Source organism: Allomuricauda sp. XS_ASV26 (assembly GCF_041224615.1).
GTDB classification, from domain to species: domain Bacteria; phylum Bacteroidota; class Bacteroidia; order Flavobacteriales; family Flavobacteriaceae; genus Flagellimonas; species Flagellimonas alginolytica.
This window is the reverse complement of record NZ_JBGFGK010000028.1, coordinates 160259-181236: the sequence shown is the minus strand read 5'-3', so window position 1 is coordinate 181236 and position 20978 is coordinate 160259. Positions and strand designations below refer to the sequence as shown.

Genomic DNA, 20978 nt, shown 5'->3' with positions numbered 1-20978 from the left:
ACTTTTAAATGTCCAGAGTAAGGAAATCAATCAAAAATGCCAAAATTGGAATTCTCTTTTTTGGGCTGTCCATTATTGCACAGTTCTTTTCCAGAAAGATTTTCCTGGAATTTTTGGGAGATGAATTTATTGGGCTTACCGGCACGTTAAGAAGTGTATTGAGCTTTTTAAATCTTGCAGAACTGGGAATCGGAACGGCAATTGGTTATACGCTCTATAAACCAATTTACGATAACAATAAGCAAGAAATAAACAAAATAATTGGTCTATTAGGTTTTTTATACCATCGAATAGGTTTGTTTGTTTTGGCCGGAGGGTTATTGGTTTCTTTATTTTTTCCTTGGATTTTTGAAAGTACCTCGTTATCCATACCCTTGGTTTATTTTGCCTTTTATTCTTTTTTGGCGACTACCTTGTTCAGTTATTTTATCAATTACCATATGGTTTTGCTGGAAGCAGATCAAAAGGGCTATGTGGTACAGGGGTATTTTCAAACAAGCAACATATTAAGGCTAATTGTACAATCCCTGTTGTCCTATTATTTCCAAAGTCTTTATTTATGGGTGGCACTAGAGGTGTTTTTTTCCATTATTTATGCCGTGATATTGAGAGTTAAGGTAAAGGAGCATTACCCTTGGCTTATTGTAAATGCAAAAGAGAGCAAAGGAATAGTTAAGCAGTATCCCGAGGTAATTAAAAAAATTAAGCAATTGTTTGTTCACAAGCTCGGATCCTTTGTTAAAGATGGAACAGATAATATATTGGTGTTCGCCCTTGTAAGCTTGGAAAGCGTTGCTTTTTTTGGAAACTACCAACTCATTTTCACTAAGCTTACCGGTCTAGTAAAAATGGTTTTTTCCGGAACAAGGGCAGGAATAGGAAATTTGGTTGCAGAAAACAACAAAAAAAACATTTTTAAAGTTTTTTGGGAAATACAGGCCTTACAGTTTTTTATAGGTGGCGTAATCGGTCTTGTCTTGTTTTACTGTATTGAGCCCTTTATAACCATATGGGTCGGAAAACAATATGTTCTGGAAAAGGAAGTCCTAGTTTTATTGTCCATCATCTTCTTCATTGGGCAAACAAGAGGAGCCGTCGAGTTTTTTAAAAATGCGTATGGTCTATATTCAGATACATGGGCTCCGGCCGCAGAGGCCATTGTCAATCTACTGATATCTTTCATCTTTGGGCGAATGCTCGGTATTAGTGGAATAATGCTGGGAACGTTGGTCAGTCTTGTGCTGTTCGTGGTAATCTGGAAACCCTACTTCCTGTTCAAGTACGGTTTCAAAAGCAACCTTTGGCATTTTTGGAAAGGATACTTAGGACATCTTTTATTATTTTCTTTATTGGCAATTGCGATGGATTATTTAATCGGCACCTATCTGAACCTACAAGTGGAAAATTATTTTAGTTGGTTTATGTTGGTCTTACAAGTTGCCCTTCTATGTGCCATAACTTACGGTGCCCTGCTATATATTTTTACAGATGGATTCAAGCACCTGGCTCACAGGGCCATAAATCTTATTTCTAAAAAAATAAATAAACGTGGAAAATAAAAAAAGGATTGCTTTTGTAATCAGTAGACTTACATCTGGAGGAGCTCAAAGAGTTGTAACCACGCTTGCAAATGAACTTACCTCAAAATTTGATATTACAATAATCACTTTTTCCAATGTAACTCCCTTCTATAAGATTGATAAAAACATAAAATTAATTTCCTGTTTTCCAGAAGAGAGTATACCGCCCAGTGCCAATTTCATAGACTCGATCAAACTAAACTTCAAAATCTATCGAAAAATCGGCAAAATCATCGAGAATCAAAAAATCCAGTTGGTAATAGGCTTTATTACACAAGCAAATATTCTATCCATTCTTGCAGCCAAACGCAAAGGTATTCCCTGTATTGTAAGTGAAAGAACCAATCCGAAGAGGGCAAATACACCAAAATTTTGGAGTTTTTTGAGAAAATTGACCTACCCAAAAGCGGATAGTCTTGTTGTACAGACCAAAAATGTAAAAAACTATTACTTAAACAAAATTCCAACTAATAGGATTACCATCCTTCCCAATCCTATCAACAAAGAATTAACAATTAAAAGGGACCTAAAAAATAAAGAAAACATTGTATTGGCCGTTGGTAGGCTGCATAAGCTGAAAAACCATGCTATGGCAATTGAGGCGTTCCACAAAGCAAATCCGAAAGGATGGAAATTAAAAATACTTGGTGAAGGTTCAGAAATGAATAAATTACAAGAACTTATTGCCGATAAGAACAATATAGAGTTACTTGGTTCCAAAACAAATATTGAGGATTATTACAATAAGGCCAAGATATTCCTATTTACATCCAATTACGAAGGGTTTCCCAATGCCTTGCTGGAGGCCATGCATTTTGGATTGGCTCCAATTTCGACAGATTGTGAGTCCGGACCATCTGAAATTATTGAGGATGGAAAAAATGGATATTTGGTCGAAGTAAAAAATGTAGATCAAATGGCCGAAAGACTTAAGCTCTTAACAACGGATGAAAATCTTTTGACGAACATAAGAAATAAGGCTGAAAATAGTACACAAGGATACTTATCGGAAAATGTAAGCCGTTCATGGTATAATCTTATGAACAGCAAGCTGAATTAAAAAAAGACCATTAACTTAACAGCTTAAAATCAATCATTTGAAAATACTCAAATACTCCATACTAGCATTGATCCTTCTTAATTTACCTGCTGCGACCCTTAAATTTGGTGGCGGAGGTGTTGGAAGCCTGCTAAGCTATTTTTCACTGGTCTTAATGTTGTTGTATTTTATTCTTTCCAAAAAAGGAAAGGCCAATGTTTGGATGATAGTAATAGGTCTAAGCTACTATCTTATTTCTGCGTTCCAATACACGGGGGACTTCAGGTTTTTTGTTACCCTGTTCCTAAAGTTTTTTATAGTAGCCATATGCGGGTATGAGGTAATTAAGGATACCTCTAAAAAAGAACTCTTCTATTTTTTGATCATAGGTGCCTTGAGCATTCTTATGCACACATTGTTCTTTACAAGTGATTATGGTCGATACAGCGGATTCTATATTAACCCGAACGTTGGTGGGTTTATTTGCATTACCGGATATGGATTATCCTATGGGCTGAAAAATAAAAAAATGAAATTGATCGGGCAGTTCCTGTTCACATTAATGGGATTGCTGACCTTTTCAAGAACATTTATCGCCCTTTGGTTGCTAATAAATCTATTGTCCATTTTTATAAATATAAAAAACATCAAAATATTTGTGCTAGGAGCCGTTATTTTAAGTACTCTCTTTATTATTGATGAATTCATTGGCTTGAACAATCCAAGATTTCAACAGCTAAAAGCATTGGTAACCAATGAGCAGGTAGATCGCAATCAAATCAGCGAAGATTCAAGAACCGAGACCTGGGCCCGTTTTTACGATTATATCCTCGACAAGCCAATAGTCGGTAATGGATATGGGGCATTTCAGGGTGGCGGAGTACACAGATTGGGATCCCACAACACATATCTACTGGTAATAGGAGAATCGGGCATTGTTCCCTTTCTTATTTTTACTTGTCTATTTTTATACTTACTGATCAAAGGGATCGCACTGTTCAGTGTAGCTCCAAATATACTCATGCAAGCCATAGGCATCTCTGTTTTCCTGCTGGCCAACCATAACTTTTTTAACTTTTATTACATCACATTTTTAACGATGTGGTTACAATATCAAGTAATCCTGAACGAAAAAAAGATACATCAACCCGAAAAGAACCTACAACCAACATGATCAGGAAAATAATTTTTGTTATACCCTCTTTAAGGGCCGGTGGAGCAGAAAGGGTAATGTCCTTTTTGGCAGCAAACCTTCCAAAAAATAAATATCAGGTCTCTTTAATCGTAATCGGGCATAAAAAAGACCAAGCATATTCTGTTGAAAGTAATGATCTAGAAATCGTTTTTTTAGGAAAGGACAAGATTTCCGATGCCTTTTTATCACTCTTTAAACAAATAAAAAAACGTAGGCCCCATCTTGTAATTAGTTCCATTTCTCACCTGAACATTATGATGTCTTTTATGGCATGTTTCTTTTTAAAGACTGTTTTTATCGCAAGAGAAGCCAATGTGGATAGGGTAAGAAAAAAGTACAGCGACAGAAAAAAAAGATTCGGGGGAATTAACCTAAAAAAAATAGGCTACCGTTTTCTGGGTGCAATAATATGTCAATCCCAAGACATGTATGATGGTTTTATCTCCGAGTATCCAAAATTTCGGTCAAAGACCTACATAATCAATAATCCGATTACGGACGCCTTTATTCTTAAACACAACAATGCCCCTAACCCAATACAACACTTTATTACAGTAGGATCGCTCCATCCTAGAAAAGGGCACGACCGTATCCTTAGAACGCTGTCCAAATACCCTCACCCTTTTAAATACACAATAATTGGTGATGGTGTAAACAAGGAAAAACTGGCTAAGATGGCCAAATCATTAAATATTTCTGAAAAGATTAATCACATACCACATACAAGCAATGTAGCCAAATATTTGGCCCAGAATGATTTTTATCTACAAGGCTCATATGTTGAGGGGTTTCCAAATGCTGTTATTGAAAGTTGTGCCGTTGGCACACCCGTATTGGCTTTCGACGCTCCTGGCGGAATAAATGAAATTATTGAAAACGGCATAAATGGCCATGTTTCGGTCAACGAAGAAGAATACCTCAACAACCTTAGGCATTATACATCCTCCAACCATTTTAACACCCAAGAAGTAAGAAGTTCAGTTGTAAAAAGGTATGGAAAAAAAATAATCCTTGGTAAATATGAGGATTTATTCGAAAATATGATCAACAAAAAGTAGCATGAAAATTCTTTTCATTTTACCGAACAATAACTTAGGGGGAGCAGAGCAATTCCTTAGACTGGTGGCCAACCATTATGGTGAAAAGCATGATGTAACAATTTACTACTTCTATAAAAAAGTAGAAGCCAATGCATGGGACCAGCTAGAGGGTGCCAACATAAAAAAACGCTTGTTTTCCAATAAGAACGAGAAAATAGGTTTTATAAAGTTTCTTTTTCACCAACTAAAAAGTAAAAAAGAGAAGTATGACTATATCTATACTTCCAATGTATTTGTTACCGGAACCACAGGACTTTTGCTTAAGTTGGGATTACTGAACACCCATAAATTCGTGGGTCGTGAGTCCACTTCTATATTTATTCGTTATAAGGGTCTGAAACTTAAAAGGTATAAGTTCTTTTATAAAATTGGATATAGTAAGGTAGACCTACTGATTTGCCAAACAGACCTTATGCGCAATCAATTGGTGAATGCCCTACCCTACTTACAACCTAAAACAAAAACAATTTCCAACCCTATTGATCTAAAAGAAATAATGGCAATGTCCAAAATTGATTTGGACAAAGAACTTCCGGAAAAATATATTGTAACAGCGGGAAGATTAATGCCCATCAAAGGTTTCGACTATTTGATCAAGGCCTTCTCTTTGATCAAGGAACATTTCCCCGATTATAAATTGATCATACTGGGCAATGGTAACCAGGAAAGCGAGCTCCAACATCTTGCCAAAACGCTCCAGATTGAAACAGATGTAGTGTTTGAAGGATATGTAAATAATGTTTATCCCTATTTTAAAAAGGCCGAATTATGTGTGGTTTCTTCCATTTTAGAAGGATTCCCCAATGTTCTATTGCAGATGATGAGCCAGAACAATAAAGTGGTTTCCACGCTATGTGCAGGCAATATAGAGAACATTAAAGGTGTAGAAACCTGTACGCCCAGTGATACGAACGCATTGGCCAAATCCATGGAAAAGGCCCTTAACAGTGATACAACGGGTAATAGAACTTTGTTCGATACGTTCTTGAAAGAGAATGATATTGAAAACTTTGTGGATAAAGTTGAAACCCTATCTTAATTAATATTATGGATAAAAAAAACGGTGCACTGGTCATCTCCCTAGACTTTGAGCTCCTATGGGGCGTTAGGGACAAAAGAACCATAACTTCTTATGGTAACGATATAATTGCTGTAAAAAAAGTAGTGCCAAACTTGTTAGACCTGTTTTCTCAATATAACATTAAAACCACTTTTTCTACCGTAGGTTTCTTGTTTGCCCATTCCAAAGAAGAGCTTCTAAATTACATACCAATTTTAAAACCCGGATATAAAAACAAAAACCTATCTCCATATAACGGACATTTTGATATCGTAGGAGACAACGCTAACAGTGACCCCTATCATTTCGCACCAGAATTGATTTCGGAAATAGCAAAAGATCCCAACCAAACCATAGGCACTCACACTTTTAGCCATTATTACTGTCTAGAGCCCGGTCAAACATCAAAAGAATTTAAAGAGGACCTTAAAGCCGCCATAAAAATCTCTCAGCAAAATAACATTAATGTGAAATCTATTGTTTTTCCAAGAAACCAATGTAACACGGAGTACTTGGAAATATGCAAGGACTTGGGAATTACATCCTATAGAGGTAACGAAAAAAGTTGGGCCTTTCAAGGAAACGGAAATAAATCTTCTTTACCCAATGTATATGCCCGAAGGCTTTTTCGCGGTTTGGATGCCTATCTAAATATCTTTGGCCACCATTGCTATACATGGGATGAGCTTTTGGAAAAAAAACCTATTTACAATATACCTTCCAGCAGATTATTGCGCTCTTATTCAGATAAACTTGGTTTTTTAGAATTTTTAAAAATACGAAGGATCAAAAAAAGTATGAGTTACGCTGCCAAACACAACAAGATATTCCATCTATGGTGGCACCCACATAATTTTGGTTCAAATATGGACAAAAACCTAAAAAACCTTGAAAAGATACTCAACCATTACCAAAAGCTGAATAAAAAGTTTGGTCTTGATTCCCACTCCATGGAATCGTTGGTAGAAAAATTGGAAAAAAATGGATGAAATAAAAATTAGGGAAGCTACCAAATCCGATTCGCCCGAAATAGTAAAGCTCCTTAAAATTGCGCTCGGTGAAAGCACTGAAAAGTCGGTACAAAATTGGCACTGGAAACACTATGACAATCCGTTCGGCGAATCTAAAATCTACCTTGCCACAATAGGGTCCGAAATAGTTGGCGTAAGGGCTTTTATGCAATGGCAATGGAAAGAAAAAAGCACAGGCAAAACCCTTAGGGCCGTAAGGGCGGTAGATACGGCTGTTTCTCCAAATCACCGAAGAAAAGGAATCTTTTTGAGCCTTACCAACCATGCATTAAAAATGGTATCCGAAGAAGGGTTTGATTTTGTTTTTAATACCCCAAACGACCAAAGTATTGGTGGTTATTTAAAGTTGGGGTGGGTTCTCAACAGAAAAATCCCTGTCGGACTCGTAATCAATCCTTTTTATTGGCTATCTTCCAAAAAGAGGCTCAACGAATATTCAGCAAAAGTCAAGATAGACATTCTGGAAAATAATCATTCCTACCACACCCCTTTTATTGATGCGGATATCTTCTGCCCATTTTCAAAATTATATTTTGAGTGGCGTTATGTAAAAAATCCACTCGCAAACTACCAGTTTTACAAACTTGATGATGTGCTAATTATATATAGACTAAAACCATTAAAGGGTTTTATGGAATGCCGCATAGTAGATGTACAACTGTTGGACCCAAATGCCCAGGGAAAAATTAAGTCTGCCATTTCCCATTTGATCAAAAGATATCCATTGGTGTCCATGGTAGATGGCCTCATCGGAACCAAGTTGATTGCCGGTGGTTTGTATGTTGCACTAAACCTGAACAGAAAAGGGCCCAACATGGTAACTAAAAGACTGAATTTCCCTGAACATAAATATGCCCTGCTTTTGGACAAAGAGTCAAATTTTTGGGGATATAGCCTTGGGGATATGGAGTTGTTCTAAAAATTATATCTAAATTAATGAAACGTAAAAAGCTGATAAGAATCACTACTGTCCCGGGGTCGCTTGGTGTTCTTTTGGACGGACAGCTAAAATTTATGTCCAAATATTATGAGGTAATTGGAATATCTTCTACCGGTAATCCTCCTTTTTCTCTTAAAGATGTTTCCCAAAAAGAAGAAGTTAGGGTAATACCAGTAGAAATGAGTAGAAAAATAACACTTTTTAAAGATTTGGTCGGTGTATTTAAATTGTGCTACATCTTTTTAAATGAAAAACCTACGATAGTTCACACCCATACCCCAAAAGCTGGATTATTGGGAATGGTGGCCGCATATTTAACCCGAGTACCTTATAGACTGCATACAGTGGCTGGAATGCCTTTGCTCGAAGCTAAAGGAAGTAAAAGAAAACTTTTGGATTTTATTGAAAAAGCCACCTATTTCTGTGCAACAAAGGTATACCCCAATTCTTTTGGGCTAAAAGATATTATTGTACAAAATAATTATGCGCCCGAGGAAAAAATAAAGGTTTTAGGTCATGGCAGCTCCAATGGTATCGATACTTCGTACTTTGATCCAAGCCTGTACGCCCAAACAGATAGGCAAGAATTGCGAAATGCAATCGGTATACCTCAAGATGATATAGTATTTACTTTTGTGGGCAGATTGGTTAAGGATAAAGGAATTAAGGAACTGATATCCGCTTTTTCAAAAATAACCAAAACCAGCAACAATGTTTCTCTTCTTCTGGTCGGAGGTTCAGAACCCGAATTGGATCCATTGCTTCCGGAAACGGTATCCGAAATAGAAAACAACAAAAAAATCTTCTCTGTTGGTTGGCAAAAAGATGTACGGCCCTTTTTGTCGGTTTCTTCGGTTTTTGTGTTTCCAAGTTACAGGGAGGGGTTCCCTAATGCCGTTTTACAGGCATCCGCCATGGGCTTGCCGTGTATTGTTACCAATATTAATGGTTGCAATGAAATTATACAAGATGGTAACAATGGTATTATAGTGCCTCCTAAGGACACAGATCAATTTTACAGTGCAATGAAATCGGTCGTCAACAATGAAAATATACTAAAATTAGATTCCAGTGCCATTAGAAGATTGATAGTTGACCAATACAAGCGAGAAGTTATTATGAAAGCCATACTAGAAGAATATGAATCCTTAACAACTTAAAGGTTGGATTATAGTGGTTTAGGAGACCAGGTCCATAGTATCTGTTTCCTCTATAATTTCTTTTTTGGTCCTCGCTGGTTTCTGTATTGCATTGTTAATAACCAATTTTCGTTTTCCTGAAGGTAATAGGGGAATATGATCAACATACTCAATGGTAACCTTAGCGCCATGTCCAAAATACTCTGAATAGATACGTACTAGTTCATCTTCCTCTGTTGACCCCAAGGGCCGGGTCATCTTTAATTTTATCACATACTCGTTATTCAGTTCCTCAATAAACTGAAACTGTTCAATACCATCATATTGCAATACATGGTGGATAATGTGCGAGGATATATATTCGCCTTTTGTATTGGTGAACATGTCCATTTTTCTTCCATCGATCTTACTTAAAACCAGGTTGCCGTTGTCTTGATCTACGTCCATAATGGCTACATCACCGGTATCGTAGCGAATCATTGGCATAGCATAGTTAAAATAATCCGTAATCACAACTCGTCCAACTTCTCCATATTTGGCCGGCCTATCTTCGTTCAAATCCAATATTTCAATATGATAACTCGCCCAATTTATTTCGAAACTATCTTTTGCTGTATTAATGCCTTGTTGCGCAAAAATTCCGTTTTCACTATTTGAGTATCTAGACACTACTTGAGCATTAAAGTATTTTTTAAATCCCTCTTTTACATCTGGTGCCAATGCTTCCGCCATTGCGATTACAGAATCCATTCTACATCTAAATTTTTGCTCGGGATGGTTTTTGTCCAAATAACTACATATTGTATCCAAAGCCGATGAATATGCAAGAATATTTACACTGCCAGTATCTTTCAGCAGCTCTTTAACCAACATCTCCAACCTAATATCATCCAGCTCGTCCACAGAATATGTTGAAATGTTTTGCACAAAAGAAAGCAGTTTATTTTTCTGATACTGCTTGTCCCATAATCTCAAATAATATAATTTGGTACCAAGTTCAAAACCGGCACGCTTTGCAAAGAAAAGAGTGTCTGCTGTGTTTCGGTCTCTTTTGTTCTTATCGTGATATAAAATAAATGGGTTGCCCGTTGAGCCGCTTGTTCGAACTTCGTGATTATGTTTATCCTTAAAAGAACTACTTCTAAAACTTTCAAAATTATCTCTTATCAGTTGCTTATCTATAATAGGAAAGTTCTTAATATTCAAATCTGCACCGTTAACCTCTTTAGAGTAAAATGGTACAGTTTTTACAGCGTGTTCCAGAACCTTATTTAAGTTTTTGGTCCTAATTTCCAAGGACTTTGTTGAGTTTGGGTTTGCCTGAACTATTTTCAGTTCATTAAAATGTTTCCTTACTCCTCCTCCTTGCAGAGCATCCAAAACCCAAAAAGCCGATTTTCGAATATGCTCTAATGTTTTTGTCATATGGTATCTCTTTAGTAGTTTAATCAAACTATAATCAACTTGGACATATCACGGATTATCCCTGCCAAAGCTCAAAAATATCAATCCATCCTGGATGCTATCGATCCTATAGGTATACTCACCCTGGGTTCCCTTTGGGATAATTAAATATCTTCCGTAATTCGTCTGATTGCTAACACAGTAAATTAGAGGGTCGTCCTTTAAAGGATCATAGACCAACTCTTTGTATTCCGATGTATCCCCTGGGTATAATGTTTTAAATGGCATAGAAAAAAGAGAAACATTTGTAAAAACGTGTTCGGTGTTATTTATTACCCGTATTTGTTTTATGCTTTTTCGTTTCAGACCCTTAGATCCTCCGCAAAATAAAAGCAATACCCAAACAAAAAGTACTACAATAAATTTTGTTAAGCCCATATCACTCCATAGAAATAGCACATTACCAAATTAAAAGTAGTTTATCGCATTTCAAACCGTGGCTATATTCTGTTAACTTCCAAAAAAATCTATGAACTACATCTAGTTTAAAAAATTAGGGGTCAATGATCCAAATGCCCCACTAATAATGTAGATTTGGGATGTAGATAGCCCCTCTCCAAATGAGACAACTATTTTTTCTTTTTTTTGTATTTGCCTTAAAATCCGGTTTTTCCCAGTTTCAAGTACAAGGCAAGGTTTTGGAGTTTAACGAAAAAGGCAAGACCATACCCATTGCCAATGCCAACGTATATTGGTTATCCAGTACAATTGGTACAACTACGGATTTCGACGGAAAGTTTAGCACGCCGTACCAAAAAAACATACGGCAGTTGGTGGTCAGCTCGGTGGGTTACCGTTCGGACACCATTCCTGTTAACCGGCCTAATCTTGGTAACATTGTACTCTACCCCAATGTAGTTTTGGACGAGGTAGTGGTTGAAAAAGAAGTCGCACCACTACAAAAATCACTTTTCAAAGTTCAAAATGTGGTATCGGTAGACAGTCGTGAAATGCTAAAGGCAGCTTGTTGCAACCTTTCCGAAAGTTTTGAAACCAACCCGGCGGTAGACGTGAACGTTTCCGATGCTGTTCTTGGGGCCAAACAGATACAAATGCTAGGGCTAAATAGTCCTTACTTAATGTTCACCCAAGAAAATATGCCATCCATAAGAGGGGCTTCACAAGTATTTGGACTTTCTTTTATCCCGGGTTCCTGGATAGAAAGCATACAGATCACCAAAGGCGCGGGAAGCGTTCTGAACGGGTTTGAAAGTATATCCGGGCATATCAATAGCGAACTCGTAAAACCATTGACGGATAAACGATTCTTCCTTAATTTTTACGCCAACAATTTTGAACGTTACGAATTCAACACACGGTTGAACCACAATATTACTGACGATCTGGGGGTCGGGCTTTATATACATGCAAATCTTAGAAATGGGTATATAGATAATAATGACGATTCTTTCTACGACACTCCATTGGCCCGACAAATAAATTTTATGAACCGGTGGCAGTTTATGGATCCCGAAAGCGGATGGGTAAGTTATGCCAATATTCAGTACCTCTCGGACACCAAAGAGCTGGGGCAAACAGATTTTAATATAGATGAAGATAAATTGACCACAAATGCCTGGGGAAGTGAAATCGAAACTTCGCGGCTGGATATCTCGGCAAAGACGGGATATGTTTTTCCTGATCTACCCTATCAAAGTTTCGGGTTCCAAACGGCCTACAGTGCGCATGATCAAAACTCTTTTTATGGATTGAACCAGTACGACATCAATCATCGTTCTTTTTACTCCAACCTTATTTTTAATAGTATAATCGGCAGTACCCAGCACAAGTTCAAAACCGGGGTGAGCCTAACTTATGATGGGTTCGAGGAGAACGTGAACAATACTCCTTTTACACGGTACGACAACTCATTGGGAGCCTTTTTTGAGTATACCTACGATAGTCTGGAAGGTCTAAGTTTTGTAGCAGGACTACGAGCGGACAGGCATAACAACTTGGGCACTTTTATTACTCCAAGATTGCACTTAAGATATTCACTCTGGGACAAGGCCAGTTTTAGGGCTTCTTTTGGACGGGGCATACGGGGCGCCAATATATTCGCAGAGAACCAACAATTGTTCGCATCTTCCAGACAAATTGTTATTGACGGTACCAATGGAAACTATTATGGCCTTCAGCCTGAAAAAGCTTGGAACTATGGAGTAAGCTTTATTCAAAAACTCTACTTATGGAACAGGGTCCTGGAGTTTTCCATGGATTATTATAGGACCCAATTTGATGAACAGGTAGTGGTAGATTGGGAAAATGCCAGAGAAATTGCATTTTACAATCTTGAAGGAGAAAGTTTTTCCAACAGTGTACAAGTAGATTTGAATTATGAGATATTGCAAGATCTTCATTTAAGGACGACCTATAAATATTTTGATGTTGCCACGGAATATAGAAGCGGTACGTTTGAAAAACCTCTTCAGCCCAATTATAGGTTTTTTGTAAACCTGAGCTATGAAACCCTAAAAATAGCAGAAAAACAATGGCGGTTCGATGTTACCGGCAATTGGTTGGGAAGACAGCGATTACCCAATACAAATATCAATCCCGAGGAATTTCAACTTGCAGAATGGTCCACGTCCTACAATTTGTTCAATGCACAGATCACCCGTGTTCTATCCAATAAGTTCGAAGTATATGTTGGAGGAGAAAATATCGGTAATTTTACACAACCCGAACCAATTCTATCCAGTTCCGACCCATTTGGCACTTATTTTGACAGTACAATTTTATATGGTCCCGTACTAGAAAGTCTGTACTATGTAGGATTTAGATATAAGATATAATACAAAAATTGACATAATGAAAACAACCTTAATCACCTGTATTGCACTGTTCTTTATGGCCATTGGCCATTCGCAGGACAAAAACAAGACCGTTAGCTTTGAAGTAAAGGGGAATTGTGGGATGTGCAAAACTAGAATCGAAAAAGCTGCTGTTAAGCTAAAAGGTGTGAAGTTCGCCACATGGAACTCCGAAACCAAGCTCTTTGAGGCCATTATCGATGAACGAAAAGTAACCATACCCAATATTCAAAAAAGAATTGCGGAGGTAGGACATGATTCCGAAGGTTTTACTGCACCGGATTCTGTATACAATAAACTACCAGATTGCTGTAAGTACCGAGATCCTTCTACTATCCATATGGATCATGGAAATCACAATCAGTAACCCACTTATAAAACAAAAAGGGGCCTTTGGCCCCTTTTTGTTATGAACAAACTGTTACTTCTACATTTTAATAATTCTTTTAACTACAAGAATCTCCCCATTGGCATCGGTAACCCGAATAACATAGAATCCATTGGCCAGACCATATAGGTTTTTTATGACCATGGTATCGGTGTTCTGGAAAGCTTCCTCCTTTATCAACATACCCATCATATTAAAGACTTCGATAACACAATCTTTACGTTCGTTAAGTTTTATTGTTATTTTTTCTGTAAATGGATTAGGTGCCGCAGTTATGATAATAGGTTTATCATCCAATAAATCCCCTCCTTCTTCCCAGACTATCTCCGTGTAGAGCATTTCTGAGTGTGGATATGGTTTATTGTCTCTTTTTGCCAATAAACTTCGCCTATTACCAAGGTTTGCGTTTTGGTCATCGATCGATGCTTGGAAAGAGGAGCCAGCAGAAGCTTCAAAACCAGGTGTAAGGTTTATCTCGTTTAAAGATGCCATTCTTGCCGCTGCGCCAGAGGGTACAATAAAATTGTTGCCTGCCTCTATATTAAATTGATAATAAAACACTTCCTCGGGATTATAGGTGTTGCTAACAATGTAGTTATCTAACTGAGCCAGCCCATTTTCTGCATAAAAAACTCCATAAACTCTAGCATCGGTAATGTCGTTAGGATCTACGGAAGCCAAGGTTTCTCCATCAAAAACATAAGTTCCATCGTATCTCAACATAGATGTGGGCATAAAGGAAGAGCTCTGATAAATTGTTTCCCATTCCTGCCAAATCTTATCCACAAACGAATGGTGGATAAAGAATACCGGATCCCTTGGAGACAATGGAGAATTCATCGGTCCTCCGGTCCAAACGTGTCCTCCTCTGTGTACCGCATCTCTTTCTAGAACATTGGAGAATTGGTAAAAATCAGAGATGCCCATTAAGTTAGAAACTTCTGTTACCGTTGGCAACGGTCCATTTCCTCCCAAATTTCTGCGTAACCCCCAATTGGCATCAAAACTTCCGAGAAAACTTTCATCCCAAAGTGGGTCGTTGGGAGATTGATATATGGACGAGTCCCAATAACAAAGGCTGATATCCGGGTTTATCTCTTGCATGGCCTGTTCCAGTTCAAAGATCATTCTTCTGTGCCAAGCAAGAAAAATTTCCCTTTCTGGCTCATCAGGAAGATTAAAATGTAGATCTAACCGGGTCGGGTCCATCGTATTATCAAAATTGAAGAACTGTCCGTGGAAATTGGCCAAGTCGTTCATTAGATCTGGACCGTTCCTAAGATCGTAAAACGCATTTACGAGCTCCGTTATCTCATAATCAGACATTTCATCAAAACTTTTTCTGATACTTTGTCCAGAAATATTCTGTACTAACAGAACCAATATGACGATGCTAATTTTTAGGTAATTTTTTTTCATAAGTTTTTAAAGTGCTGGGGTTGTACCACTTGTTAAATTGTTCGCTCTACTATTAAATTTTTATCGACAATAGTATTACTTATTTTCATTAGACTTGGAATTCAATTTGGATTCAAGTCTATCCATTCTTTTTAAAAGAAGTTGCATTTTTTCGTTTTCCTCTTTCAATTTTTCGATTTCTGACTCTTGCTCGATCAAATACAAGGTCAACTCCTCAATTTTTTGGAGAAGCTTAGCATCCATGGAGCCTAAATCTATGCCAGAATTTTCAACTTCTTTGGCACTTGGTATATTTGGCAAATGCCCGTTCAAGGCAATAAAGGCCTTAATTTTTTCCAATTGTGGCAGGTCATAGTCTTTACTAAAAACAAAATCGGGCCAATTTACCTGCAGTTCAACTCTAACCGCTTCAGCAATCATGTTTCCCGCTACAGCTAGCCTATAACCTTGTGTATCCGTTGTTCCAATTCCAATATTCCTGTCTGCAAATAAATCCCTTGCAGTCCAATCCACGGTATTCAGATTGGCATTTTCAGAAGTATAATCGGTTATTCCCGTTCCTATCAATGTCACAATTGCTGCTGTATTGCTGCTGTTGGACGTATTGCCTGCAGCATCTTCGGCGAAAACCGTAAAATTATAACTTGTATCCGGTGTAAGTCCATTCACGGTAAGTGTGGTAGAGGTGCCTGTATTTCCGATACTCGTACCATCCCTGAACACTTCATAATTTATAACTCCTACATTATCCGTAGAAGCAGACCACGAGAGTGTGGTTGACGTTGAAGTTGTACCAGCCGCGGCTAAATCTGAAACTGCACTTGGCGCTTCGGTATCAGGTGCCGCCGCTGTAGTTATCGATACTGTATTTCCTGGCCCCGAAATATTACCTGCACTATCGGCGGCTGTGACCATAAAATTGTACATTGTACTTGGAGATAGTCCCGTAACATTGAAATTTGTTGTGGTTCCCGTGTTGGCAATACTGATACCGTTTTGATATACCTCATAATTGGTTACCCCAATATTATCTGTGGATGCAGTCCAATTTAAATCCACTGATGTTGTGGTAATATTACTGGAAGCCAAATCCGAGACCGTACTTGGCGCCTCCACATCTGCCTCGTTGGGAGTAACAACAGTTTCCGTGTTTCCTGCACTCGATGTATTGCCTGCGATATCTGAAGCAATCACCGAAAAATCATAACTCGTATTGGGCAATAAGCCTGTTACATTAAAATTAAGTGCAGTACCCGTATTTGCAATACTGATTCCATTTTGGAATACCTCATAATTTGTAACGCCTACATTGTCCGTAGATGCACTCCAACTTAAATCAGTGGTGGTAGCGGTTGTATTGCTGGAAATTAAATCCAAGACTGCACTTGGGGCCTCAGTATCCCCAGAGGAAGTGGTATTCACTGTTTCAATATTACCAGCAGAAGAGGTATTACCTGCTGCATCGACAGCAACTATGGTAAAATCGAAAGAACTTGCAGGTGTTAAACCAGTTACGTTAAAAGTCGTAGCAGTTCCGGAGTTTCCAATACTGATACCATCCTGAAATATTTGGTAATTGACAACACCCACGTTATCGGTAGATGGACTCCAATTTAAATCGGTTGTGGTAGGGGTCGTGTTACTTGAGGTCAAATCCAAAACTGCACTTGGTGCCTCGGTGTCCGGAGCAGCTAACGTAGTAACCACTAACACATTGCCCGGAGCTGAGACATTCCCGGCAGCATCGGATGCCTCAACCGAAAAATCGTAGCTGGTATTGGGGTTGAGACCCGTTAAGTTCAAAACTGTGTTTGTTCCAATATTGGCTATACTAGTACCATCTTGGAATATCTCATAATTGGTTACACCAACATTATCTGTAGATGCGCTCCAGGATAGGTTTACTGAAGTAGATGTAATATTACTGGAAGCCAAATCCGATACACTACTAGGAGCTTCCGTATCGATCAAGGCACCTGTGGTTACCGTAACGGTATTTCCCGTATTAGAAGTATTGCCCGCAGCATCCTCGGCCACTATTGTAAAATCATAGCTGGTACTGGGCGATAATCCGGTTACATTAAAATTTGTGTTGGTTCCGGTATTGGCGATTATGGTTCCATCTTGTACAACCTGATAGTTTGAAACTCCAACATTATCCGTAGATGGGCTCCATGTAAGTTGGGTAGTCGTTGAGGTTGTATTGCTCGCGGCCAAATCGGATATAGCACTTGGAGGTTCAGAATCACTCCCGGCAACCACAATAGAAACTGCATCTATCAAAACTGTATTCCCTGGAATTGTGCTTGTTGAAGAAGAACTCGTATAGACCCTTATTCTAGGCCTGGGTGACGTGGCCGTTAGGTTAAACACATATTCGGCCCAATCGGTTCCTACAATGGGAGTTACGGAAAAACCCGAAAAACCCGACCAAGCAGCAAATGCAGGGCTTCCAGGAACAGTTCCCTTTGGACCTTCCTTGGCCCATATTCTAATGGTATATTCCTCCCCCACTGAAGCATCAAAATAATACTCCAGGATTCTTCCGTTGTTACTTGTTGAAACTGCCCTGATGGAAAAATTTCCCGATTGCGAGTCTGTTCCATCAACAGTTAGGGTTGCATCGCCAGACCATCCGGTAAGGGCGTTGGATTCGTTTTCAATGGATGCTGCATTGGATTCGAAATGTAAATTTTGGGCAGCTACATTTATCGATATCCCCAGAAGAAAAATTACTGATAGTGTTCTCTTTAAAATCATTCTATTGGTGGTGTATTTAGGTTGCTTGGGGGGACTATACAAAAATATGTTACATAAAAATTAATCGAAGATTTACGTTCAGATTATCGATGAAACGCAAAAAATGACTTTGAGTACCCTTTTTTACCATAGCGATGTGAACATATTGGGAAAAAAGTGCGTAAATGTCGTAAAAGTATACTCTTATCAACATTGTATCGTTTATGAGTATATAAAAGCCTATGCAAGAGTAAATAAACGTTTTAACCTAAATAGACTGATTCGTTAAATGTAGTATTGAATATTTGTTCCCATTCAGGTTTAAGTCGTACTTTGTATAGTAGTTTGTTTTTTGTAGATAACCCCCGATACCATGAACAATCAATTATTGAATAATTTGAGGAAGACCATTTTTTGGAGTTTGGACACCATTAAAGGAAGTAAAATACAAAGAGAAATAAAGAATATAGAGCGGGTCCTGTCATCACCAAATTTTTCGACCCTTAAAGAGAGAACCAAAGAACCTCTTACTATTTTGCTCGAACATGCTGTTAATGAAACTGAGTATTATAAACCCTATCAAGGTTATGGCGATTTATCGGATTTTCCTGTGATGGATAAAAGAATAATTACTTCAAACTTCGAAAAATTGCTGTCAAAATCAAAACAAAGGCAAAAATTATATAAGACATTCACCAGTGGTTCAACTGGAACTCCTTTCATGGTTGTTCAGAATAAGGAAAAGAAAATCAGAAATACTGCCGACACCATATTCTTTGCATCCAAAGCTGGTTTTACAATTGGCGACAAGCTTTTGTATGTGCGCTTATGGAGCAATAAACTTAGTAAGAGTAAAGTGTCTTCCAATATGCAGAACATAGTACCCATAAACATTGATAAGCTTAACGATCGGTACATACAAGAGTTGTTGGACAGCCTAAAACAAGACAAGTCTTCAAAAGGCTGGCTGGGATATCCCTCGGCTTTAGAAAAAATATGTGATTATTTGGACAAAAATAAATCTAAACCGCTGGATTGCAATGTAAAATCCATTATTGGCATGTCCGAAAACCTTAGTGACCATGTTCGAAGTAGAATGTGGTATTATTTCAATTCACCCATGGTCTCCAGATATTCCAATCTTGAGAATGGAATTATTGCCCAACAATCTATCGACAGTGACCACTTTACAATCAATTGGGCAAGTTATGTCTTGGAAATATTGGATTTTGAGAAGAACGAGCCTGTTAAGGATGGTGAGTTGGGCAGAATTGTGATTACAGACCTTTACAATCATGCATTGCCCATGATTAGATATGATACGGGGGACATTGGTTCCATTACCTCAAAAACTGATGGCAGTATTCCCGTTCTTAAAACTGTTGAAGGAAGAAAAGCTGATATTTTATTAAATACATCTGGAAATATGATTAGTGCATATCAGTTTATGGGAATCACTGTAGATTTTCCAGATATAGACCAAATACAATATGTGCAAACAGGTAAAACTTCGTATTTAATAAAGTTGAATACCGAAAAACCTTTCACAGGTGAAGAAAAGCTAGTTCTTCGCTGTAAAGAGATAATGGGTGCCCAAGCGACAATAGATATAGAATATGTTGACGAAATACCACTTTTAAGCTCGAAAAAAAGAAAGATCACGAAAAATTTGATGCCTTCGGACGAAATCAGCCAGTTGGTAAATTAAGGGCGCCACAAATTTTTATAATAAATACCTAAGAAATATTTTTGCTTACAACTAAACACAATTCTCACCATTGATTTCCTGAAAAATGTATGCCAATTTCTTTAAAAGATTAATCGATTTCTCGGTTTCGTTTTTGCTCATTTGTTTAGCATCGCCAATTATTTTGTTTCTTACCATTTTTTTGTTTTTCTCAAACAATGGTAAACCCTTCTTTACCCAGATAAGGCCCGGCAAAAATGAAGAGCTTTTCAAATTGATAAAGTTCAAATCAATGAACGATAAAAAAGATGCAAGCGGAGCGCTTTTGCCAAACCATGAAAGAATAACTCCTGTAGGGCGATTTATAAGAAAGACATCCTTGGATGAGTTACCGCAGCTATTTAATGTTTTAAAAGGTGAAATGAGTTTGATAGGACCAAGACCTTTATTGCCAAAATACTTGCCACTATATAATGCTGAACAACGAAAAAGACACAAAACACGCCCAGGTATAACAGGGTGGGCTCAAGTGAACGGTAGAAATGCAATCTCTTGGAACAAAAAATTTGAACTGGATGTATGGTATGTTGACAACGTTTCTTTCTTAACTGATATAAAGATCGTAATATTGACCATAAAGAAAGTTCTTCTAAGAAAAGATATCAACGATACCGAAAATATTGGCATGCAGCCATTTACAGGAAACAACAATGGGTAATAATTCAATAATTATAGGAGCTGGAACGCATGGTCAAATTTATGCATCATACTTAAGGGAAGCCGGTATAAATATTATCGGTTTCATCGACTCAAATCCAAAGCTGCACGGGAAACAAATCTTAAACTTACCTGTTTTAGGAAATTTTGAGGACCTTAAAAAGAAAGAATTCAAAAGTAGGATTCAAAATGTATACTGTCCAATTGGTGATAACAAAATTCGTGAGAAATATTTATCCGAAAGCAAGACCCTAGGCTATAATATACCAAGTTTTATTCATAAAAATGCCGATATCGGGCCCGATGTGGAGCTTGGCGAAGCTTGTTACATTTTGTCCGGGAGCATAATTATGCCACATACAAGAATCGGGAATTTCTTTATGATAAACATGGCGACCACCATAGGCCATCATGTAGATATAGGAAATGGAGTTTTTATGTCGTCCGGTGTAAACGTCGGCGCTAATTTAAAACTCGAAGACCACGTTTATATAGGTATTGGTGCAACGGTCATGACAGGTATCGGCAAAGTTGGCCAAGGCAGTCTAATAGGAGCGGGCGCTGTGGTAATACGAGAAGTAGCGCCACATACTACGGTTGTGGGAAACCCAGCCAAAATCATTGAAAAAAAATAAAAAAACGCCCGGGAATTTCCCGGGCGTTTTTT

At 37.9% G+C, this 20978-nt stretch carries 18 protein-coding genes; 13 read left to right on the top strand and 5 right to left on the bottom strand.

Translation table 11 applies throughout. From position 1 onward, the window contains the following. Positions 1-8 precede the first annotated feature (8 nt). From AB9K32_RS03890 to AB9K32_RS03855, 8 genes are read left to right on the top strand one after another with little or no spacing between them, the layout of a single operon-like run. Positions 9-1559, top strand: a complete 1551-nt coding sequence (locus tag AB9K32_RS03890; protein WP_224837188.1) for a lipopolysaccharide biosynthesis protein — start codon at positions 9-11, stop codon at positions 1557-1559. After that, complete coding sequence (locus AB9K32_RS03885) at positions 1549-2640, top strand: glycosyltransferase family 4 protein (protein ID WP_224837187.1); 1092 nt, start codon at positions 1549-1551, stop codon at positions 2638-2640. The genes AB9K32_RS03890 and AB9K32_RS03885 overlap by 11 nt, the downstream gene beginning before the upstream one ends. A gap of 37 nt (positions 2641-2677) precedes the next feature. After that, positions 2678-3793, top strand: coding sequence for an O-antigen ligase family protein (locus AB9K32_RS03880; RefSeq protein ID WP_369884413.1), 1116 nt, complete (start codon positions 2678-2680; stop codon positions 3791-3793). Next, positions 3790-4872, top strand: coding sequence for a glycosyltransferase (locus AB9K32_RS03875; protein ID WP_224837185.1), 1083 nt, complete (start codon positions 3790-3792; stop codon positions 4870-4872). The genes AB9K32_RS03880 and AB9K32_RS03875 overlap by 4 nt, the downstream gene beginning before the upstream one ends. 1 nt (position 4873) lies before the next feature. Next, complete coding sequence (locus AB9K32_RS03870) at positions 4874-5953, top strand: glycosyltransferase (protein WP_369884412.1); 1080 nt, start codon at positions 4874-4876, stop codon at positions 5951-5953. Positions 5954-5961: 8 nt separating this feature from the next. Further along, positions 5962-6963, top strand: a complete 1002-nt coding sequence (locus AB9K32_RS03865; protein WP_369884411.1) for a polysaccharide deacetylase family protein — start codon at positions 5962-5964, stop codon at positions 6961-6963. After that, complete coding sequence (locus AB9K32_RS03860) at positions 6956-7924, top strand: GNAT family N-acetyltransferase (protein WP_369884410.1); 969 nt, start codon at positions 6956-6958, stop codon at positions 7922-7924. The genes AB9K32_RS03865 and AB9K32_RS03860 overlap by 8 nt, the downstream gene beginning before the upstream one ends. A 17-nt stretch (positions 7925-7941) precedes the next feature. Further along, positions 7942-9105 (top strand): glycosyltransferase family 4 protein, encoded by a 1164-nt coding sequence (locus AB9K32_RS03855; protein ID WP_369884409.1) that lies wholly within the window; start codon positions 7942-7944, stop codon positions 9103-9105. Between the two features lie 18 nt (positions 9106-9123). Here AB9K32_RS03855 and AB9K32_RS03850 read toward each other — a convergent pair whose 3' ends face one another. Together AB9K32_RS03850 and AB9K32_RS03845 are read right to left on the bottom strand one after the other, a co-directional pair. After that, the gene (locus AB9K32_RS03850) at positions 9124-10509 is read right to left on the bottom strand and encodes a CoF synthetase (RefSeq protein WP_338194662.1); all 1386 of its coding nucleotides are present in this window, start codon (positions 10507-10509) and stop codon (positions 9124-9126) included. Between the two features lie 48 nt (positions 10510-10557). Continuing rightward, positions 10558-10776 (bottom strand): hypothetical protein, encoded by a 219-nt coding sequence (locus AB9K32_RS03845; RefSeq protein WP_224837179.1) that lies wholly within the window; start codon positions 10774-10776, stop codon positions 10558-10560. Positions 10777-11108: 332 nt separating this feature from the next. Here AB9K32_RS03845 and AB9K32_RS03840 point away from each other — a divergent pair, with 332 nt between their 5' ends. Together AB9K32_RS03840 and AB9K32_RS03835 are read left to right on the top strand one after the other, a co-directional pair. Beyond that, a complete protein-coding gene (locus AB9K32_RS03840; protein ID WP_369884408.1) occupies positions 11109-13343 on the top strand; it encodes a carboxypeptidase-like regulatory domain-containing protein in 2235 nt (744 codons plus the stop codon). A gap of 16 nt (positions 13344-13359) precedes the next feature. Then, entirely contained in the window at positions 13360-13728 is a 369-nt protein-coding gene (locus AB9K32_RS03835) for a heavy-metal-associated domain-containing protein (RefSeq protein WP_224837177.1), read from the top strand. A 60-nt stretch (positions 13729-13788) separates the two neighbouring features. On the opposite strand, the gene AB9K32_RS03830 is transcribed toward AB9K32_RS03835, so the two are convergent. Continuing rightward, positions 13789-15168 (bottom strand): tyrosinase family protein, encoded by a 1380-nt coding sequence (locus AB9K32_RS03830; protein ID WP_369884407.1) that lies wholly within the window; start codon positions 15166-15168, stop codon positions 13789-13791. Positions 15169-15243: 75 nt separating this feature from the next. Further along, complete coding sequence (locus tag AB9K32_RS03825) at positions 15244-17928, bottom strand: fibronectin type III domain-containing protein (protein WP_369884406.1); 2685 nt, start codon at positions 17926-17928, stop codon at positions 15244-15246. Positions 17929-18280: 352 nt separating this feature from the next. Between AB9K32_RS03825 and AB9K32_RS03820 the strand changes: the two genes are divergently transcribed. Next, positions 18281-19615, top strand: a complete 1335-nt coding sequence (locus AB9K32_RS03820; protein WP_369884405.1) for a CoF synthetase — start codon at positions 18281-18283, stop codon at positions 19613-19615. 51 nt (positions 19616-19666) lie between these two features. Here the strand turns inward: AB9K32_RS03820 and AB9K32_RS03815 are convergent, their stop codons facing one another. Beyond that, positions 19667-19792 (bottom strand): hypothetical protein, encoded by a 126-nt coding sequence (locus tag AB9K32_RS03815; protein WP_369884479.1) that lies wholly within the window; start codon positions 19790-19792, stop codon positions 19667-19669. On the opposite strand from AB9K32_RS03815, the gene AB9K32_RS03810 reads away from it, so the two are divergent. After that, positions 19749-20312: a sugar transferase gene (locus tag AB9K32_RS03810; protein ID WP_224837335.1), complete on the top strand. Its 564-nt coding sequence runs from the start codon at positions 19749-19751 to the stop codon at positions 20310-20312. The two genes, AB9K32_RS03815 and AB9K32_RS03810, sit on opposite strands and share 44 nt — an antisense overlap. After that, positions 20305-20946 (top strand): acetyltransferase, encoded by a 642-nt coding sequence (locus AB9K32_RS03805; protein ID WP_369884404.1) that lies wholly within the window; start codon positions 20305-20307, stop codon positions 20944-20946. The genes AB9K32_RS03810 and AB9K32_RS03805 overlap by 8 nt, the downstream gene beginning before the upstream one ends. Positions 20947-20978 lie beyond the last annotated feature (32 nt).